Annotated in this window: 15 protein-coding genes; 1 reads left to right on the top strand and 14 read right to left on the bottom strand. The window is 37.8% G+C overall.

Features of this window, described 5'->3' with window-relative positions; genetic code table 11:
• Positions 1-6: 6 nt before the first annotated feature.
• The 6 genes from PCH02S_RS18615 to PCH02S_RS18590 all read right to left on the bottom strand — a co-directional run bounded on the left by PCH02S_RS18615 (position 7) and on the right by PCH02S_RS18590 (position 7,573).
• The gene (locus PCH02S_RS18615) at positions 7-891 is read right to left on the bottom strand and encodes a glycosyltransferase family 2 protein (RefSeq protein ID WP_127455443.1); all 885 of its coding nucleotides are present in this window, start codon (positions 889-891) and stop codon (positions 7-9) included.
• 4 nt (positions 892-895) lie between these two features.
• Complete coding sequence (locus tag PCH02S_RS18610; protein WP_127455442.1) at positions 896-2,005, bottom strand: glycosyltransferase family 1 protein; 1,110 nt, start codon at positions 2,003-2,005, stop codon at positions 896-898.
• The gene (locus PCH02S_RS18605) at positions 1,990-3,144 is read right to left on the bottom strand and encodes a glycosyltransferase family 4 protein (protein ID WP_127455441.1); all 1,155 of its coding nucleotides are present in this window, start codon (positions 3,142-3,144) and stop codon (positions 1,990-1,992) included. The genes PCH02S_RS18610 and PCH02S_RS18605 overlap by 16 nt, the downstream gene beginning before the upstream one ends.
• A 9-nt stretch (positions 3,145-3,153) precedes the next feature.
• Positions 3,154-4,029, bottom strand: coding sequence for a UTP--glucose-1-phosphate uridylyltransferase GalU (gene galU / locus PCH02S_RS18600; protein ID WP_127455440.1), 876 nt, complete (start codon positions 4,027-4,029; stop codon positions 3,154-3,156).
• Positions 4,030-4,046: 17 nt separating this feature from the next.
• Positions 4,047-5,876, bottom strand: coding sequence for a polysaccharide biosynthesis protein (locus tag PCH02S_RS18595; protein WP_127455549.1), 1,830 nt, complete (start codon positions 5,874-5,876; stop codon positions 4,047-4,049).
• Between the two features lie 473 nt (positions 5,877-6,349).
• Positions 6,350-7,573 (bottom strand): acyltransferase family protein, encoded by a 1,224-nt coding sequence (locus PCH02S_RS18590; RefSeq protein ID WP_127455439.1) that lies wholly within the window; start codon positions 7,571-7,573, stop codon positions 6,350-6,352.
• Between the two features lie 199 nt (positions 7,574-7,772).
• On the opposite strand from PCH02S_RS18590, the gene PCH02S_RS18585 reads away from it, so the two are divergent.
• Positions 7,773-10,172 (top strand): right-handed parallel beta-helix repeat-containing protein, encoded by a 2,400-nt coding sequence (locus PCH02S_RS18585; protein WP_246069151.1) that lies wholly within the window; start codon positions 7,773-7,775, stop codon positions 10,170-10,172.
• A gap of 54 nt (positions 10,173-10,226) precedes the next feature.
• On the opposite strand, the gene PCH02S_RS18580 is transcribed toward PCH02S_RS18585, so the two are convergent.
• The 8 genes from PCH02S_RS18580 to PCH02S_RS18545 form a co-directional block, all read right to left on the bottom strand.
• Entirely contained in the window at positions 10,227-12,356 is a 2,130-nt protein-coding gene (locus PCH02S_RS18580; RefSeq protein WP_127455437.1) for a right-handed parallel beta-helix repeat-containing protein, read from the bottom strand.
• A gap of 259 nt (positions 12,357-12,615) precedes the next feature.
• A complete protein-coding gene (locus PCH02S_RS18575) occupies positions 12,616-14,166 on the bottom strand; it encodes a lipopolysaccharide biosynthesis protein (protein ID WP_127455436.1) in 1,551 nt (516 codons plus the stop codon).
• 27 nt (positions 14,167-14,193) lie between these two features.
• Positions 14,194-14,742, bottom strand: coding sequence for an acyltransferase (locus tag PCH02S_RS18570; RefSeq protein ID WP_127455435.1), 549 nt, complete (start codon positions 14,740-14,742; stop codon positions 14,194-14,196).
• The gene (locus PCH02S_RS18565) at positions 14,739-15,932 is read right to left on the bottom strand and encodes a glycoside hydrolase family 88 protein (protein ID WP_127455434.1); all 1,194 of its coding nucleotides are present in this window, start codon (positions 15,930-15,932) and stop codon (positions 14,739-14,741) included. Before PCH02S_RS18565 ends, PCH02S_RS18570 begins: the two co-directional genes overlap by 4 nt.
• Positions 15,933-15,952: 20 nt before the next feature.
• Entirely contained in the window at positions 15,953-17,134 is a 1,182-nt protein-coding gene (locus PCH02S_RS18560; RefSeq protein WP_127455433.1) for a glycosyltransferase, read from the bottom strand.
• Between the two features lie 11 nt (positions 17,135-17,145).
• Positions 17,146-18,339: a glycosyltransferase gene (locus tag PCH02S_RS18555; RefSeq protein ID WP_127455548.1), complete on the bottom strand. Its 1,194-nt coding sequence runs from the start codon at positions 18,337-18,339 to the stop codon at positions 17,146-17,148.
• A 19-nt stretch (positions 18,340-18,358) separates the two neighbouring features.
• Entirely contained in the window at positions 18,359-19,516 is a 1,158-nt protein-coding gene (locus PCH02S_RS18550) for a polysaccharide pyruvyl transferase family protein (RefSeq protein ID WP_127455432.1), read from the bottom strand.
• Positions 19,517-19,528: 12 nt separating this feature from the next.
• A complete protein-coding gene (locus PCH02S_RS18545; RefSeq protein WP_127455431.1) occupies positions 19,529-20,566 on the bottom strand; it encodes a glycosyltransferase family 2 protein in 1,038 nt (345 codons plus the stop codon).
• Positions 20,567-20,568: the final 2 nt, after the last annotated feature.

Genomic DNA, 20,568 nt, shown 5'->3' with positions numbered 1-20,568 from the left:
CGAGTTCTATGTGACACTCGTTTTTCTGATAACATACCAGTAAAGCATGACACCAAGGGGAATTGCGAGAAGAGTGAGCAGTTTCGCAGGTGTTTCTTTCATGAAATTGCGATTGCCGGAAGTCAGGCTGCTGGACACATAATGGATAGACTGCCTGAATTTAAAAAGTGAACTAGCAAACGGCAGCTTCATAAGCTCCTTACGATAAAAAGCAAAACCCTTTGGGTTCTTGCGGTACTGCTTCAGCATGTTCATTGAAGAGCCGTCAGGTAAATACTCCACGCAGCAAAGCACTTCATTCATAAGAAGCAATTCGTACTGCTCGTCTAACTTATAGTACTTATAGGCTAAGCCGACGTATTTTTCATTTTCAAAAATAGGGTAAGGGTACTCCCGTGTAAGCTCTGTTCGATAAACCAGCTTTTTATCTCCGATTACGCCATGCTTGCTGTAAAGCTGAAATAGTGTTGAACGCTTCATATTCTCCGGCAGCTTCGTGCCGATAATACGGCCATCTGTAAAAGAATCTAGTCCAACGATTCCACTAACATGCTCGCCACCGTGTAATTCCCAAAAAGCGTTGATTTGTTCCACGGCACCATCCGGCATATAATCATCGGAATCAATACATACGTTTAACTCTGTATCAATTAACCTGTAAGCTGTATTATGGGCGCCGTGCATCCCTTGATTTTCCTGGCGGTGATATCGAATTTGGATCTCATTCTCTGAAATCCAACCTGCCACTAATTGTTCCGTATTATCTGTCGAGCCATCGTCTATGATCAGCCAAACGAAGTCTTTGGATGTTTGTCGCTTAAGGCTCTCGTAACAAACATGCAGACAATAAGCTCTATTATATGTAGGTGTAAACACAGTAAGTTTCTTCATCCAATCACCTCAATACGCCTAAATAAAACCCTTCCGTCCAAGATGCGCTGTTCTTAATGTCGTATCCATTGTTCGATAAAGAGAACGACGGGATATGTCTCGGTAAATTTCTTGCGATAACACTATTTATCCGCTCTATCCAAACCGACTTGTTTTCGAGCGATATCCGCTCCACCAATTGGATGCCCATATCCACTTCCTGGGTAATCTTATCGGATATGAGACAAGGCAAACCGGCCCCCTGCGCTTCAATGAGTGTAACAGGCAAACCTTCATGTAAGGAGGGAAATACAAACATATCAAAAGCTTGGAGTAATCGAGTAATGTCACTTCGGACGCCAAGAAACTTTACCTTATCCTGTAGATGCAAAGCTTCTACTTTCTTTTCGATCTCTGCACGCAGCGGTCCATCTCCTGCTAAGATAAGGACAGCATTCGGTTTCTCTTGATGCAGCTGTGCGAAAATATCAATAAGAAACGAATGATTTTTCTGATGCGCAAATCTTCCTACATGCCCTAAAACATAACTCTCCGAAGAAAGCCCCAGCTCTTGCCTAACTTGCTCTCTAACCTCAGGAGAGAAGGCAAACTTCTCGCTCTCAATCCCATTTTTTAAAATCATTGCTTTATTCACCTTGTTGGCAAATAACCATTTTGCCGCTTTATTCGAGCATGCTACGAAATGAGTTGCACAAGAGGATATAAATGTTCCAGCGACCCACTTGTAGGCCCTTGCGGCAACCCCACCCTCACTACTTGTATTATGGCTGTGAGCAATTCGGACAGGTGCGCCTGCTTTCTTCGCGGCCCGCAAGACGAAACCACTCATTTTGTCCATATGAGCATGCACAATTTGGTATTGGGGATGTGTCTCAAAGAAGTGCTCCAAAGCTTGCATATATTTCGTATGACCTATCTCCGATACATAGGGAATACGATGAATTCTTCCACCCATTTCTTCGATTTCAGCATCGAAAACGCCAGGTTTACTAGTGAGAAAATCAAATTGAACCTTGGATCGATCCATATTACGATATAAATTCATGAGCAGGGTCTCCGCTCCACCACGATTCATATTGACGACGACTTGCAAAATCCTTATTGGATCGCCCACATGACATCCACCTTTTCGTTCATGTATAGGGAATAAATACTTCTTTTCTCATTTAGCACAGTTTGAATGGCATATCTGATCTCAACCATATTTCTGCCGTGATCGCCAAGCTTTGATCGAAGATCCTTACTCTGAGCCAACTGCTTAATCCTCATTGCCATGACCTCGTAATCATTGGGCTCTACAATCCAGCCATTGTTATCATTAAGAACCAGCTCTCTATGTCCTCTATTGCTGCTAGCAACTACTGGGAGAGCACAAGCCATAGCCTCCATCATATTTACAGGCAGCCCTTCACGCAAACTTGATGCAACAGCAACATCGCACATTGGCAGTATGAGGTGAATATCATCTCGATACCCCAGAAAATCGACTTGATGTTCCACACCTAACTCTCTAGCGAGATTACGGCACTGCTCTTGTAGCGGCCCCTCGCCTGCAAGTAACAATTTGGTATTCGGGACATCGTTTTTAATTAAGGCTAGAGCCTGAATGAGCATTTGCTGATTCTTGTTCTGATTAAACTCTGCGGCATAAAAAAGGAGGATGTCCTCTGAATTGTAACCAGCTTTTACTTTCAACTCATTCTTATGTAAATCATTTATGGGATGGAATCGAACGGTATCTACGCCTACACCATGCACATGCTCTATTCGACCTGCTCTGAAACGACGATCAACGGCCAGTTGATAATCTTCTTCATTAATCGTTATGAGACAATCCGTCAAATAAGAAAGAATTTTTTCAAGTGGATAATAAACCATCCAGTTTAGGCGCGAAGCCCCTTTGCAAAAGTGAAACCCATGAGCGGTGTAGATCACTTTTGTCCCACTCTTCCGTGCTTCCCGCGCTGCTAAACGTGCGAGCACACCCCCCATTGGCGTATGGCAGTGAATGATGTCATACTTATTTTCATCTATGATTGACTTTAATTCTCCATAAGCTTTAAGGTTTTTTAATTGAAAAGGGGACCTCTGGATGGCAATATTAAACTTTGCATCCACATAAGGAAGGTCCATATTACCGTTAGCGGCAACATGGACCTCCCACCCCTGCTCCTTAAACCACTTCATGTAAGGTAAATGAAATGCTTTAAAATGATAATCAACAGTGGCGCATAACAGCACTTTTTTAGACATCTGTATCCCCTACTTAATTAATTCTTTCTCCAGAACGGACGAAAGATATTTGAGTAAATCGAATCTTAAATCCTCACGTTGCAAGGCGTAATTAATCGTGGTTTGTATAAAACCCAATTTCTCACCCACATCGAACCGTTCACCTTCAAATTCATAAGCATAAACCGATTCGAGGTCATTTAACGCCTCAATGGCATCCGTAAGCTGTATTTCCCCTCCGGCGCCTGGCTTCTGGTCATTCAAAATATCAAAAATTCGTGCTGTCAAAATATAACGCCCCATGATGGCCAGATTAGACGGAGCTTCTTCTTTCTTAGGTTTTTCCACCAAATGATTGATGCTAAATAGCTGCTTTTCAATTTGTCTTCCATCCACAATGCCATAGCGGGATACTTCATCGTCAGAAACGTGCTTGACACCAATGATGGAGGAATGGCGATACTCATATTGATCCATCATTTGCTTCAGACATGGCTTATCCGCACGAACAATATCATCTCCTAACAACACAGCGAATGGTTCGTCGCCTATGAACTTTCGTGCACACCAGATCGCGTGTCCCAGGCCTCTAGGCTCTTTTTGGCGGATATAATGAATATCTACTTTGGACGACTTCTGAACTTCGGTTAATAAGTCAAACTTTTGTTTTTCAAATAAATTTTGTTCAAGTTCAAAGGAATTATCAAAGTGATCTTCAATCGCTCTTTTCCCTTTCCCCGTCACAATAATGATATCTTCAATTCCCGATTCCACTGCTTCTTCTACGATATACTGAATGGTCGGCTTGTCGACAATGGGAAGCATTTCTTTAGGCATAGCCTTCGTTGCAGGCAGGAATCTTGTGCCCAAACCGGCTGCTGGAATAATGGCTTTACGTACTTTCATGGATTCAAAACTCCTCTTTAAACAATTGAGATTAATTTTTTTGGAATTGGTATGACATGACTATTGGCTAGATTCAATAATTGAGTTCTTAGATTCTCTTTATCTAGTGTGGTGTAGGTGGATATCATTTCTTTTATTTCATCCATGTACAATTCCGATGTTTTCCCGATATAAATCTTGGGATAGACCTGCTTTTCATTGATCTCATCGCTATTTAACAACTCTTCAAACAGCTTTTCTCCCGGCCTCATACCTGTAAATTCTATGCCTATATCTTCTAGCGAGTTTCCTGAAAGCTTGATCAGGTTTTTGGCCAAATCAACAATCTTCACGGGTTCTCCCATATCTAGGACAAATATCTCCCCGCCTCTCGCTAACGCACCTGCTTGAATGACTAACCGGGAGGCTTCTGGAATCGTCATAAAGTAGCGGATCATATCAGGATGAGTGACGGAGACGGGACCACCTTTTACAATCTGCTGCTTAAAACGAGGAATGACACTGCCACGGCTTCCCAGCACATTGCCGAAACGAACCGCCACGAACTTCGTGTTACTGTTTCGATCCATATCCTGAATAATCATTTCGGCCATTCTTTTGGTGGCGCCCATGACACTGGTTGGATTCACAGCTTTATCCGTAGAGATCATAACGAACGTATCTACCGCACTTTGGCTTGCCGCTATGGCTACATTCATCGTACCTATCACATTGTTTTTAAATGCCTCTTCAGGGTTTCTTTCCATTAAAGGCACATGTTTATGAGCAGCGGCATGATAAACGACGTCCGGATGATATTTGTTCATGATCGACATCATCTTCTTAACATCTTGGATATCTGCGATTTCCGTAAAGAGCTCTATGGATGTAGACTCGTATAAATCCTTTAATTCCATCTCGATGGAATAGATACTGTTTTCACCATGGCCTAACAGAACCAGCTTCTGAGGAGTAAACTTCGCGACCTGACGGCAAATTTCAGAACCAATCGAACCACCGGCGCCGGTTACCAATACTACTTTATTCGTGACGTATCCTGAAATGCTATCTATATCCAAATCGATAGGATCTCGGCCTAATAAGTCTTCTACCTGCACATCCATAAAGTGATTTACCGAAAGTTTTCCGGATACCAGATCTTCTAACTTGGGGAGAGTTTGCGTCTTCGCGTTGGTTTTTGTGCATTCCTGGAAGATAAGGTTTAAGTCTTTTTTGCTGAGGGATGGGATTGCAATGATGATGTTATCGATATTTAGCTCTTTAACCGCGCGTTCTATTTGATCAATTCCCCCAATAACAGGAATCCCCAAAATATCAAGATTGTGAATTTTCACATTATCATCAATGAAACCTACAGGAAACATTTCAGTATCGTTGTTTTTGATCAACTGTCTGACCACCATGGTTCCAGCTGACCCAGCACCCACAATCAGTGTTCTTTTCTTAACGACTGACTTCTTAATATATGTATTCCGAATGATCCGCCAACAGAAACGAGAACCTCCAATAAGAATCATATGCAGCATCCATGTCACCGCAAGTAACCGGAAGTAAATATCATGAATGATTAACTGCTGAACACAAGCGACGGTAATTAACGAGTAGGTAGTAGCTTTTATAATAAAAATGAGTTCCCCAATGCTCGCATGTTCCCAAGCTTTCTTATAAAGCTTATACACGAAAGAAAATACATGATGACTAAGTAGTAAGGTGATGGAGCTAACAACCAAAGGCAACGTGATAACGTCTAGACTTGCACTCAATAAAAAACGGCTAAAGAAAATGGAGGAGATAACGATAAAGGAGTCAATGAAGACTAATAAAGATAATCTTTGTCGATATGACAAATGAATGCACCCTCTCACTAAAGTTCTTAAGTATAAGGCCTTTGTAAAAAAGACCATATAATTAAATCCTTTAATCTTATTAGGGCATCTAACCCCACCTCGCACCACACTTTTGACGACTCGCGTCTAAGGTCGATTCAACCCACAGCATGGCCGAGTGCCTCCGTTGATAACGGTTAGGAGGCATCACCGAAGTAAGTTTAATGTTAGCTACTCGTGTAACATCTGATCTAATACACCCCATGAGGCGTTTCATATAAAGAACAAAAAGATTTGCCTAACCCTGAAAAATTTTATAAAGAACATTAAATTCATGCTATGTTCTTTATAAAGAACTCATGTGTAGAATTCAACACTTATAATTGATTGTCGTTTCTCTTAGCTCAATTGTAGTTCTTTATAAAGAACGTGTCAACGAAAAATATTCTGAGACCTACTACATAGCTCCGATTAACTCGAAGCTTGAAGATATCTTATTTAAATAGATTGTTTTCCATTTTCGTCACTTTTGTTTTTTGATCATGATAACTAAATCGTTCTAAAATATTCATAATTATAGCTCTTACAACATTTGTTCGTACTTCAGTTATTCTTGAAAACATGAAAGCAATTATGCACATTAAGGCTACGATCAATATTTCAATTAGTACAGATATTAAGTTAGGTTGTAATCCTTTAAAACCATTTTTAGCTGCCCAGTAATACACAAGATTAATAATGGGATAATGAATTAAATAAAGACTAAATGAGAAACTGGCTACCAACTTCGAGGTCTTTTCAATCCATTTTTTTTCACTCTCTGGCTTTGTTTTCTTTGCAGTACCATGCATGAATATGTAAATTAAAAGGCCTAGAGATAGCCCTATAAAAAGATCTACAATAAATAAGTCATTTGTATAATGTTTAACAAATAGTCTCCCATTGTTTACCAGCGGTCTCATGATCATAGCCAAACAAACAAACAAGAATGAAGCAGTCATAGTAAATTTATTCTTTACTCTTCGAGTAGCCGGCAAAAGTAACACAAGCATTCCCACTAACCATATTAAGAAATAATAACTCATCCGTTGCCCTATCAGGAGAATGATAGCTAGAGCAATGAAAAGGTACACAACCTTTAAGATTTTCTTCTGATTCAGAAATAGCAAAATAATAATAGGGAACAGCATGTAATACCAAAACTCATAACTCAGACTCCATAAAGGCCCGTTTGACCCATAACTGCCGACAAATATATTTTGCAGATAAAATAGATTCCCAATAAATTCCTTGATATTGGTATAACTATCCATATACCTATTATAATCAAAAAAATCACTAGCTACGTTATCAGCGATAATCGTTAAACATAATGCTGGAATTAATACTACGTATAGTCTTGACAATCGATTCACAAGGTATGTTTTCCAAGACCAGTTATTATCAACGATTGATTTAAAAACGGATCTCGATATAAACAAGCCACTAAGAACAAAAAAAACTATAACCGATGGTCCACCCAGCAGGTTAAGAAGATACAATAATTTAATAATTGCGCTGGGATTCTGTAAATACCCATAACCTAGGAATAGTCTCGATCCTAGATGTTCCATTAATACTAGAATCGCAGCTAACCCTCGTAGAAAATCCAAATAAATAGACACTTTTCCCTCTAATAAATTATTAGCCTTTAAGAAATTATTATAAAGGTTATTCACATTTTCACCTCTTCTATTTAATATTTCATACTGGGACGAGAGTTACATGGTTACGGTCAACATCTCCGATTGTAGTTCTTTATAAAGAACGTGTCAACGCGGAATATATTGAAAGGTTCAGCCCATTGTGACTCTAAATTGGAACTATTTTATCTGGTAAATCATACACTACTAGAAAAATAGAACGAGGTGAATGTGGGTGATAAAAGCTAATCTTGGTGACCTTGATGACATTAATTTAACGGACAATCTCCCTGCTAACAATGACGTGCTGACCTATGACAGTACTCAATCCAGTTGGATTCCAAAGAAACCAACTACAAGTGGTGCTTCTAATCCATTTGTCATTGATTTAAATAGGTGGAACATTAAAAATGATGGCACTGAATCCGCTGCTACGACAAAAGGTATTAATGACGCACTAAGCTGGGCAAAATCCCAAAATATTACTCATTGCATATTGCCAAGTGGTACTTATGCATTAAAAATTGATAACACATCCTTCACATGTATCCTTATGCAAAGCGATATGCATTTCGAAATGACTGCCGGTTGTATTTTACAATTGGAAACGAATTCATCACCTTGGTATAGGATCTTCAGTTTGAAAGGCGTAACAAATGGAAGGATTTCAGGTGGAACAATTGTGGGTGACAAGAAAACACATATTTATCAACTAGGCATAAAGTTTGTAAGAGGAGGAGTTAATGCCGACGGCTCGCTAAACAATAATGCTAACTCCATCCGCAGCGAGATCGTGGACAGGTATTGTAATCCCGGGTTATTAAAAGCCTTCAGGCTTTGGAGTATCAGTGGAGTAACAGCCTCAGGCTATAGCTTCTATCAATACAAAGATACGGTATCCAATAGTACCTTAGTTGGGTCCAGAACGAACGGACAATTCGCTCCCGCAGCCCCAACAGGACGTGGGTGGTTTGCAGAAATTGAGAATGCTAACAAAATGGTATTTGCCATCGACATCACTTCAAGCCCGCTAAGTGACGCACAGATTGCACAAATTACTGCAAAAGTTGATTCCCAAAACTACACTCATGAATGGGGACATGGTATTGAACTTGCCGGCTCTAATAATATTGAAATCGATCATGTAGTTATCAGTAATTGCACTGGAGATGCAATCTTTACTTCCTGGCTAGAATACAAACTTAACCCTACTGATTACACCCAAGAACAAATGGGATCCAATATCTATATTCATGACTGTGATCTCAATCACTGCAGGAGACAGGGAATTTCTAATGCTGGCTCAACTGACGTAACGATTATTAACAATAGAATCCATCATATTGGTAAAGCTGATGATGGCGTGACTGAAGATGGAACCGCCCCTATGTTCGGCATCGACATCGAGTCAATGTGGTCAGAAACAAACATACCAACATGGCGACCCGAGCTTAATCAAACTGGTTTAGAACTCAACACTAGAATTTATATTAGAGACAACTATATATCTAATAATAGCCGCGGGCACTTCGTGAATGCAGATGGTATTAATGTGGTTCTAGAGAATAACACATTTGAGGGTTACAATGTTGGCGGAATCAGTTCATATCCGAACAACCTGTACGTAAAATACCTCAACAATACAATAATTAATTGTGAACTTGTCGTCAAAGGCGACAATTTTGTAAATGGCGCAATTTGTTACAATGGTAATATTAAAATTGCTGATATTACAGGAGCGGTAATTTCAAATTGTCAGATAAAAAACGGCTTGTTCTATGGCTCAAGTATATATGGATATTTGGGTACTCCAACTGTCGATGTTCCTACAAGCACGTTCACTTATAGTTCGCCGCACGGAATGGGAAATGGTGCAAAGATTTCTTTTGAACAGTGGGTTGGTAAAGTCCCTACAGGCATCAGTGTGGATAAACTCTACTACACTGTAAATGTTAAAACAAATAGTTTTCAAGTATCAGAAACACTAAACGGTACTCCTGTGGCGATAACAGACAGTGGGATAACTGGGTTCAACATAAGCAGATTTAATTACGGCAGATGTTATATTTCAGATATTGTTGTGGAACGGGATTGGAGAAACGACAATACGTTATCTCCCAATTTCCAACTGATCATGACAGGTGGACTCATTAGAAATGTTACAGTTAAAAACTATGAAATTGATATTCGCCCCCTTGCTAATTACGTAGGTAGACCCATACAGATAGATGGGGTTACCCTTATTGAAGGTGGAGCTAACTTCGAAGGGTGTAATTTAACCAATAGTTCCTTTACCAGAAGTAAAACCGGAATTCTTGGTGGAGATATTTCTCTGGGAACGAATGATGCGCGCTATACAAGAAAATTAGTTGTCGATAACTGTACATTTCAAAATGTAGGAATAAACTATAATGGAAACGTAACAAACAATCGCAGCACTTTTATCACTTCAAGCATCGGCAAAGCTGATAATGTCAACATGGCTGTCATCAGTACTAGCTATCTTGAAGATACAAAAATAAATTTACATTGGTTAACACGTGACAAATCCATGACAATCGCAAGATGCATTTTCAAAAATGTAACCGCCGACACTAACTCGAATACTAGAATGATCGATAACATTAGCCTCTAATTGCAATCTAAAAAGGGAAGATTGGGAAATCCCCTGTCTTCCCTTTTCATTTGTTTAATTGTTATCCTTAATATCGTTGGCTTTTAAACTAAAATTTGCATTCTCCAAAATATTACCTTCAATTGTAAATGCAGGTGCACCAACTCCAGCATATATCGTAGATATCCCAATCGCTTCGATATTGGAGGTGATTTTATTACTCCTAATCGATGCCGATAAAATATCATATGGCTTGTCTTTTTGCCAGTAATCATTCATTTTAATAATTTCTGTTGTTTTTGTAGTAATCCCATTCGCAACGATCACGTTATTTTCAATTGTGACCTTTTTAGCTGAATCTACAGAAATGGCAGCTGTATTTCCAGTCGTATTAAATGTTGAATTCGTGACTGTAAGATCCAAGTTCGGGTTCCCAGCACTGAGTCCGCCATATCCAGTGAATGAGCAATTATTGAATACATATTCTCCGGACTGCCCTACACTTGGTACTGCTTTTCCCCCATCATTAGGCCCTTTAAATACACAATTGTTGTAGGTCCCCGGCGGCAAATCCAATCCGTAGGTTGAATTGTAATCATTAACTACTAGATTATCAATAATATTTCCTTCAACCTTGCCGCCTGAAACTGATCTTAATGAGGGTGCTCCATTGATTGTGATGTTAGTCAAATGAACAGGATTTTGCCATATCGATAAGCCAGCATTTGAAGTCCTCTTTGTTATATTAATAACTACATCTGAAGCGTTTACACCAAATGGAACCGAGCTGCTGATAGCAAAGTTCGTATTTGTTACAGTCATCCCTTTAATATTGATATTGGGGCCTTCAAAATGCGTTAGTGAATCAGTCATCGTATTTCCAATAAACGTCACATCATGAGCTGCATAAATACTTGTACCTTCAAAATTATTATTTTTTATTGTAGCACCTGTAAACGGGGCTGACACTGCTAAGCCAATCGCTCCAACAGAAGCTAACTGATTACCTTCTAGCGTCCCATCATGACCATCGTAGAAAATAACGTCATATCTGCTATTTTTATAGAACTGATTATTTTTGATCGAAATGTTTTCATTGATAAAGCCGTTATCACCCGCTCCTCCTTCCACATCGATTCCTGCCATAGGAGCAGTACCGTCTTTGCCTCCAATGTCATGAAAGCTATTGCCCTGTACAAGAACATTTTTACCACCGTTAATGGTCAATCCTTGTCTGCGGTTAAAAGAAGATTCCGAATTCTGAACAGTAACATTAGTCGACTGTACCCTGTTCCATATCTCTAGATATTGTCCTTTTTGAATGGTCCCTTTAAAAGCAAGCCTAATGGAGTCGCTCCCAGGAGGAATAGAAATATACTCTCCTTGACTTTGTTGTTTTGCTTTAGATAAGAACGTACCATCAGCCTTGTAAAAGTAAATATCAAACTGATTTGAAAGATACTGCGCATTATCAATAATAACAGCGTTTGTTAACTCATACGAAGGATGCGTAAGTTTCCAACTCGACTTGCTTCTGACTTTTGTCTGATCAGATATAAGCTTTCCGTTGTCGTCAATCCCTCCAGCTTCAAAATCCTTCGCATACAAATCCTGCATTGTACCACTTCCGCCGCCTATACAAAGCCCGTCTCCTGTAAAGTTTAGAGTCTTTACACCATCGATAATAACATTGTAAGAACCTTTTGTTATAATCCCATATCCGCTCTCGTGAGTGCCTCCACTCGAATAATCATGAGTGTCCCTGTCGCCGCGGTAGGTACCACCCTTAATGGTTACATTCTTGACACCAACGTTTACCAACAATGTCGAATAATCTGCATAGGCATTTGTTTCTTTTTGAATTACAGCCTTATCGTCAAGCCAAAATGTCATGTCACTAACCATGTTGATACGTCCGCGAGGGTCCCATTGTCCATTGGTTCCTTTCGCTATGCGATACGTTCCTGCGGGAACTTTGAAAACAGTATATCCTTGCTCATGGGCCCATATAAGTGCATTATTTATTCCGTCTGTTGTTTCAGCTGCATGAGAATTATCATTGTAGATATTCCACTTTTTTAAATCTAGCTCATACACACGCTCTTGATTAGACACAGAAAACGTGGTCTGTGCTTCTGAAGCACCAGGCCACGTTAAGAAGAAAAGCATGAAAGCTGACAATGCCATAAAAACAACCCTACGCATTTTAAAATTTCACTCCTTATAAGATTATCTTAAACCCAAGACTGTTATTAAGAATCCTTGAAGCGGTGTTTAACTAATTTTCATTATTTACAAACTACGATAATTTATAACCCCCTCTGTTTTTATAGAAATAGAAACGACACAAAGCGACTTACTTCTTCTATTATACAAAGACTTGGAAATAATTAGGTGGCCCAATTGAGTCTAAATTTCGAATTATTCTTTATTAAGAACATTATTGGCAGCATTAATTAGTAAGTTAATAAGTTTCGGTTCTACCTTTAGGCATAAATTTCTGCTGCAGTCTAGACATTATATTCTTGACTATTCCCATTAAATATTTAAACTCATCACTTTTATGAAATAGGAGTATGTAAATGAAGTTAGGCAGGATCAAACATGTAAGCCCCTTCATCACTAGCATAATTATCGTATTTGCAACAAAAAAATGAGATACGTAGTACGTGATCAGGCAAGTGCCAACTCCTATTCCTGCATAGTAAAAATAACTGATGAAATATTCAATTAATGGCTTTTGGAATACTTTCTTATATACAAAATATGGTGTCGTCCAGAAAGGAACAATCATTGCACTTATTAACGTACCGATAAATACACCAGCAATCCCAATGGATTGAACCAAAATAATTGAAAATACTAGATTGACTACAGCTTGGCACAATGGAAGATACCTGTCCTCATGAAATATACCCGCTGTTGTTTTTACCGTGGTAATCGAGTTTCTCATCCCTCTTTCAAAAAAGGTAACCACTAATACAACTAATACCAGTTTATCCATAAGAAACTCTGGTCCGATCCATAAGCTTATAAATGGTTCTAGAGTTACAAACAAAATAATTGCAAACATAGAATATAGCCAGAAAGTAAGAAGCATTGTAACTTTATATACACTAAATATTTTTTCCTTACTTTCCTTCGCCACTAAATTTCCTATACTATAATAAAGATTATTGAAAATTTGGCTAATAAAAGTTCTACAAATTTCAATTAGCATATAATAGTTGGAATATAATCCTACCGCAGCAACACTAACATAATAGGATATAATAATGTTGTCTGTACCGAAAATTAAATACGATCCTACGTTTTGTAAAATGATAGCTTTAATGTTTTTAATCAGATTACTCTTAGTAATATCATCGATTTTCTTCGATATTTTTTCTTTGAGAAATGGGTACAGCTTATTTACAATAACAGACAAAATAGTATTATTAGTAAGTGTAATTATGCTATCAATAATTAAATAAACAAGGTAATTCTGAGTAGTATATAAAATTCCAATCTTAAGACAAGTCGAAATAATAGATGATATTGAAAATACCCCTGTAACAATATATCCTTTTTGACTTACATTAAGAAATGAACTTTTGTATTGAAAAAAATAGGGCATAACTGTATTTATTAAAAAAATCAAATAAATTAGATGGATATGTTCAACGTTTGTATCTTTTACTAAATAATGAAGAAAAGGCATAACGGACAGGCCTAATATGAATACAATAAGCGCTATGACTAGATAAGCCTTTTTATATAACTTCATAAGCATTATCATTTTTTCTTTGTCATTATCTGCAACAGGCTTATAAAGATTATAGATAATACTTGAGCCAATTCCAGCTTCGGCTAACGAAAGCATCGCTAAAATATTAGCAAACAATCCATTAATTCCCAAATAATTAATACCTAAAGTATTAATGAATACTGTTCTCGAAAAAAAACTTAGCGCAGTAATAATAAATTGATTGCCAAGCCCTACGGATATATTTAATATCGAATTATTTATCCTCATTTTTTATCTCCGCATCTTATACCGAAATTATTCGTCATAGCCGAAATCATTGTCTAACTCTTTCCTTATTATCTCGATTTGTTCCTGTGTTTTATATGGCCAGTACGTATCATAAACTGGCTTAACTTTAAGATACTCCCTATGCTTTTCCAAATAGTCAGATGTTTTACCTATAATACGTGCCGGATTTCCAGCTACAATACTATTATCGGGGATATTTTTTGTAACTATTGAACCTGCCGCTACAATTACATCATTGCCAATAGTTACATTGCATAAAATAACGCTACTGTAGCCAATAAAGACCCTATCTCCTATTTTTACTTTCCCAATTTTTGCTTTGCCAAAATATAGTTTAGTGCTTGCATCGTGTGCTAGAATAGTACTATTAGTTATGGTTACATCATCTCCTATCTCTACGAGCCAACAATGACCATAATCTATGTGACTATTAAAAAATTTAAAGTTCTTACCATATTTTAATCCTCTTTCCCGTAGTATCTCTAATTCTGTTTTTGGAAACAATCGATTTTGAATGCGAACCTTTAAAGATTTATATAGTCTTTTTATTATCATCTTTTCACGACCTTAGGACTGTTATGGGAGTTCATCATTCTAATACAGAATCCTTGAGTAAAAGGAAGTATATTAAACAACATCGAATATACGCCAATATCTTTCGTATCTCCTTGAGAGAAATCGACTGCTCCATTCCTTCTGGTAACCTTCATCAAATAGTTGGTAGCTTTATTCGCACTATTTAAACAATCTTCCGATATGTCTGTGATCCGCGAAGCATTTAACATGAACCAACCCAATGTTGCTGTAGTAGATGAATCCGGCCTGCTTTCCCTTCTGGTTACAGTCCAGTTCCAACTACCCTGATCTTGCTGAAATGTTATTGCAGCCTTAGCAAACTTTTTCACACTTTCCTCTAATACAGACTTATATTTATGTGCGGCAGGCAATTCATTCCATGCATCAATTAGGCCAATTGCATACCATCCTAGTCCCCTACCCCACCCATACAGTCCAAGTGGTAATTTTTGATCAACTTGATAGGCATGACTTGGAATATGGTGTCCTTTCAGCATACCTTGCTCATCATAGGCTTTAATTTGCTCTATAGCTAAATCTACGCATTCATCCATAGAATACCTTAATCCATAAGACACTAAAAAAGGGCAAATAAACCCTATCGTATCTACATAACGGTATCCTTTCATGAACTTACGATATGCCACGGTACCATCGTGCCCTACATGGTCTTTAATCATCTGCCACGTATAATCAAATGCCTGTTTATATCGATCGATCTCAATAAAATCTAATTTCATTACAGCATAAGCTAATATTGCCCCATCCACATGCACCGGCTTATTCATCCACTGGCCTTGACTATCAAATTTCGAGTTTAGGAATTTCCTAAGTTCATTTTGTACTTCTTTATCGTCATGATTCATTAGATATTCTGATAGCCCTAATAGTAACGACGCCTCTTGCCAATGCTGAATAGCGCTTTTCGTATAATTCCCTTTCAACATGTCAATAACTACCAATCTTGTATTATCAGTCACCTTGATTTTTGGAGTTGTATTTAGCCACTTAAGGCCCAAATTAGTGATAGATTTATTCCAAATCTGCTTATCTTGATATCTTCCAATATGTATTCGACTTAACCAGTCCCTAAATATAGGAACTATATCAATTACGACAATAATCCCAATGAATCCAAGCAGTGCGATACCAATTAGTTGAATAATCACATTATCTGTCCCCTCTATAATTACTGAAACATTTCGTAAAGTTTGTTTATTTCAGTCTCCGTTCCTAAATTCTCTTTGGATAAACGAAGTGAAAACTGCTCTCTAAGCGCTGAATTGTCTATCAAAGAAGCAATCCCTTCATATAAAGCTTTCGAATTCATGTCTACTATTAAACCATTTTCATTGTTCGTTATTTGATCTTTAGCCGTACTAAAATTCGTTAATACAATAGGTTTCCTAAGTATCTTTGCCTCATCTATCGCAATGGATTTGCCTTCGAATCTGGAGGGCTGAACATAGATATCTGCCTCTCTTATATACGGATAGGGATTTTCCTTTATCCCCATGAGTATAAAGGTTTCTTGAAGACTATTCAGACTGATCATTTTTTCCAGTTTCTCTCTGTCTTCTCCCTCACCAATGATGTACCACTTTATTGAGTATCCCGTTTGGACAAGTTCTTTACATGTTTCTATAGCTAGCTCAAAACCCTTTTGATGGTTTAGTCTTCCAACAGAAACAATCTTTATTTCATCTTCACTAAGAACTCGTTGCTCTAAGGACATCTTATTGATCGTCGATGGAGATACAATGTTATGCATGACTTTCACCTTCTCGTCGTACATGGGAAACCTATTCTTCAGTACGTTCCCGCATTCTTCCGAGACTGTTACCACGTTCTTCAGTTTTTCGAAATATGGTCTATCGAGCAATGGGTCCATGCCTAGCTTGTCATAATCATTATGGATGAAACCTATCTTTTTTAATGCATTTACTTTATCAACGCAAAAATAGATCGGTGTCTTTTCAAGATATCCAACCGCAATGTCATAATTTTTATTTATATGTTTCAACGATTTCGATATATACTTCCAAACTCTTTGCTCACATCGAACTCGGTTTTTTTCAGTTCTAATAATGATTCCAGCAAGCAATCTAGATATTGCAATATCTAGTCTCCCTTTTTTTATGCAATCAACGAGTGCTAATTTTACTGACATATCAAAGTACTTATATTCAGTTGGTTCTTCTAATAAATTAACGCTGCTTGGAATTTTGTTTAGAAATAAGCCTTCATGTTTCATTAATAACAAGTCGACATCATACATCGTGTAGTCTATAGTGTCCAATAATGAGATGAGAGCCTTTTCAGCACCGCCGCAGTTTAAGTTATTCATCACAAATAATATCTTTTTCTTCACTAGAGACCACCCTAACAAAAAATTTCGTATAGCTTATTTATTTCTTCTTCTGTACCCAATTTTTCTAAGGCAAGATTGCTAATAAAAGACTCCCTTAACTGCGCATCATTTATACATGCTTCAATTCCACTTGCAATACCCTCATCTGTGGTTTCAACAATCAATCCATTGATCCCATCTGTTATCTGGTCCTTCGCGGTGTCATAATTCGTTACTATAATAGGTTTCTGAAGTATTTTTGCTTCATCAATAGCTATGGATTTACCTTCATATCTGGAGGGTTGAACATAAATATCTGCACCTTTTATATATGGATACGGATTTTCCTTAATTCCTACCAAGATAAAATGGTTTTGTAAGCCACAACCTTGGATCAATTTTTCAAGTTTTTCTCTTTCACTACCCTCACCTAATACATACCATCTGACTTTAAAGCCTTGAGCAACTAATATCTCACATGCCTTAATTGCAAGATCAATCCCTTTTTCTCTACTTAATCTTGCCACCGTAATAATATTTGTGAAGTTCAAATCATAAGTGAAGTTACTGTCTAATTCCCGAGCAGACTCATGTCTAATAATCTTAGGAGAAACAATATTATAGATGACTTTAATTTTATTCTTAAATTGTTCAAAGTTTTCTTGAAGTGCCTTTGCACATTCTTCAGAGACAGTTACAAGATGATCCAATTGCTTAAAATAAGGCTTGTCGAAATGCGAATCCATTCCAGAATCCGAATAGTTTGTATGGATCCAGCCGATCTTTTTTTTCGAAATCACCTTATCCACTATAAAATAAATCGATGATTTCTCTAAATAACCAATTGCAACATCGTAATTCGTTTCTACTGGGTCAAAGGACGTTCTCTGATATTTCCATGTGTATTGCTCTGAGGCAGCTGCGTTCCTAATTAATCTATTCTTCATTGTAAACATTAGCCTAGAGTACGCTAGGATCATTTGACCATTTAAAAGAAAAGTCTTCAATGCTGTCATTAACTGGCCTGCAAACACACTTCGCAGGGGAGAAACATCTAGTATGTTCACTTCACCTGGTATAGTGCTTAAAAAAGCGCCTTTACGGCTAAATAAGAGTAAATCCACCTCATAGAGATCATAGTCAATTTGATACAATAAATTGACTAGACTCTTTTCCCCACCACCGGCCGCTAAGCTGGGTATGACAAATAGTATTTTTTTCTTCATCATACACACCTCAATTTCATTAAACTAATTGGTCTAAATACTCAACAGCTTTATAGGACATTTGTTTGATACGAGGAATAGATACTTGCAAAGTCTCTCTGATTGTTTCTTCTTCTCTAACCATCTCATCGAATTTAGAAATTAAGCGTAGGCTATTCGAGATTTCTTCGATGCCTAGGACCAACTTTTCTTCTCCAAAAATATCCTTTGCTATGCCCTTGGACTTCACGCTGTATCCTAGAACCATCGTTGGTACAAAGTTGGAATAAGCTGCTATTGTTGCATGTGTTCTAGCTCCAATAAAAAATCTCATTCTTGATATATAACCCTTGTACTGAATGGCATTTAGATGACTCGGCAATAAAATCACCCGGCCGGTATGCTGAAACTCCTCATAGTACTTCTGAAGAATTTCATGATCATTATTTCCATTTTCAATTACATGAGGAGTAAGAGCTATCGTCATATCAGTTGTTTTTAGAATATGGGTAATGAGATCTCTGACTGCCGTTTGAGATTTTTCATTTTTCTTCCACACCAAAGGACTAAAGTTAAGACCGACGGTGTTTCCAGATTGCCACCCACTAGGCAGATCCAGCTCTTCCTTTTCCATTGTGAAAGCGGCGTCTGCACATAATTTGACATTATTCAAACCCTTGCTTTTTAACATTTGATACGTCAACGTTTCTCTAGCAAGAATGAGATCAAACAACTTTAAGTCTTCTAATTTCCGGTCTGACATATCTTCATGACCTATCGAACATCCCCATAAGACTAGCTTTTTGCCTTGTGCTTTTACTCTTTTGTTAATTTCATACCAGCCAGGTTGTTCACCATAACAATAATTATCCCCACCTATGGAAAGGCAAATATCCATTTGAGGAATATGTTTAACGATGTTATTGTGTATTTTTCCAAGTGCATACGATTCATTGTTAAAAAGCTTTACGTTAACTGATGAGAGAAGCCAGTCATACGAATATCTCTTAATAGCACGAGGTGATCCGTCATAAATCCCATCTATTTTGGAAATGATACGATCCGTCTCCGGTTTCCCCGAGGCTAAAAATACTTTGGCTCCTTTCATTTTCTCTTTAATAATACTAGTCGAAGCGCGAACAATTGCCTCACAACCTCTATTCAAACTGCCATCATGAGCAAACATCATAATCTTCATGTTCTGATCTCCTTAACTCGATTTATTTCTTATTCGGCTGTAAGCTGTGGCGCAGTATAATCCTATGGTTGATTTCCTTCGAATCATATTTACGACAAATTTTTCATACCTATTTAAAGTCCCGTAGACTTCCTTGTAGTAAAATGGTAAGGCTTCTCTTACATAAGGGTTATTTATCATATCACTCACATAGCCAAGTCTTTTGCTGAAATTTAACTCGTTTGATGCATTTAGATATACATAAACATAAGACATTACACTATGAATTAATTTGATCGCCTTTAGTTGCTTATGTCTTAATGGATTCACACCCCTCAAAAGAGCTTCTGGCATGGCGAGTGTGTACACTTCCAATGCTCTTTTGAAGTAGTCCTTTTCCAAAATGTTTCTAGTCGCACTTCCCGCCACTTCACGATAATGATAGCCTGTATAATCAAGATACATCGCACTGCCGGCCCGGCTAAAAAATTGCATATTAAACATTCCATCCTCACCTAATGCAACTTTCTCCGGAAACTTTGCTTGGAAGTCAATGATTGCTTGGCGTTTATAAAGCTTGTTGCAAGCTGTATTTAATTGATCAGACTGCAAGAAGAAAGGTAATATGTTCTCCTCAATATATTCCCTTGTAAGCATGGTATTGGTTGGGAAAGGATACCTGGTTGTAACCATCCGCCCCTCAATCTCACTTTCAAAATTCGAAATAACGGCATCATAGCCACCTTCACGAGCTGCGCTATACAATGTCGCATACATGTCCTCTTCAATAAAATCATCTGCGTCAACAAATCCGATATATTCACCGGCAGCTTCCTCTAGCCCCTTATTTCGAGCCATACTTACACCTTTATTCTCCTGATGAAACAATTTTATTCTTGGATCATGCTTCGCATAGTTTTCAATCATGTGCCCGCTTTGATCCCTGGAGCCATCATTAACAAAAATAAACTCACACTCCTGTAAGGACTGACCAATAAGAGAATCCAAGCAATGATTCAAATAATTTTCAGCGTTATAGACGGGGATGATTACACTTACTTTAATATTCATGT

Origin of the sequence: Paenibacillus chondroitinus NBRC 15376 (assembly GCF_004000765.1) — a bacterium.
In the GTDB taxonomy this organism is placed as follows: Bacteria; Bacillota; Bacilli; order Paenibacillales; family NBRC-103111; genus Paenibacillus_E; species Paenibacillus_E chondroitinus.
This window is presented reverse-complemented; position numbering and strand designations above follow the sequence as displayed.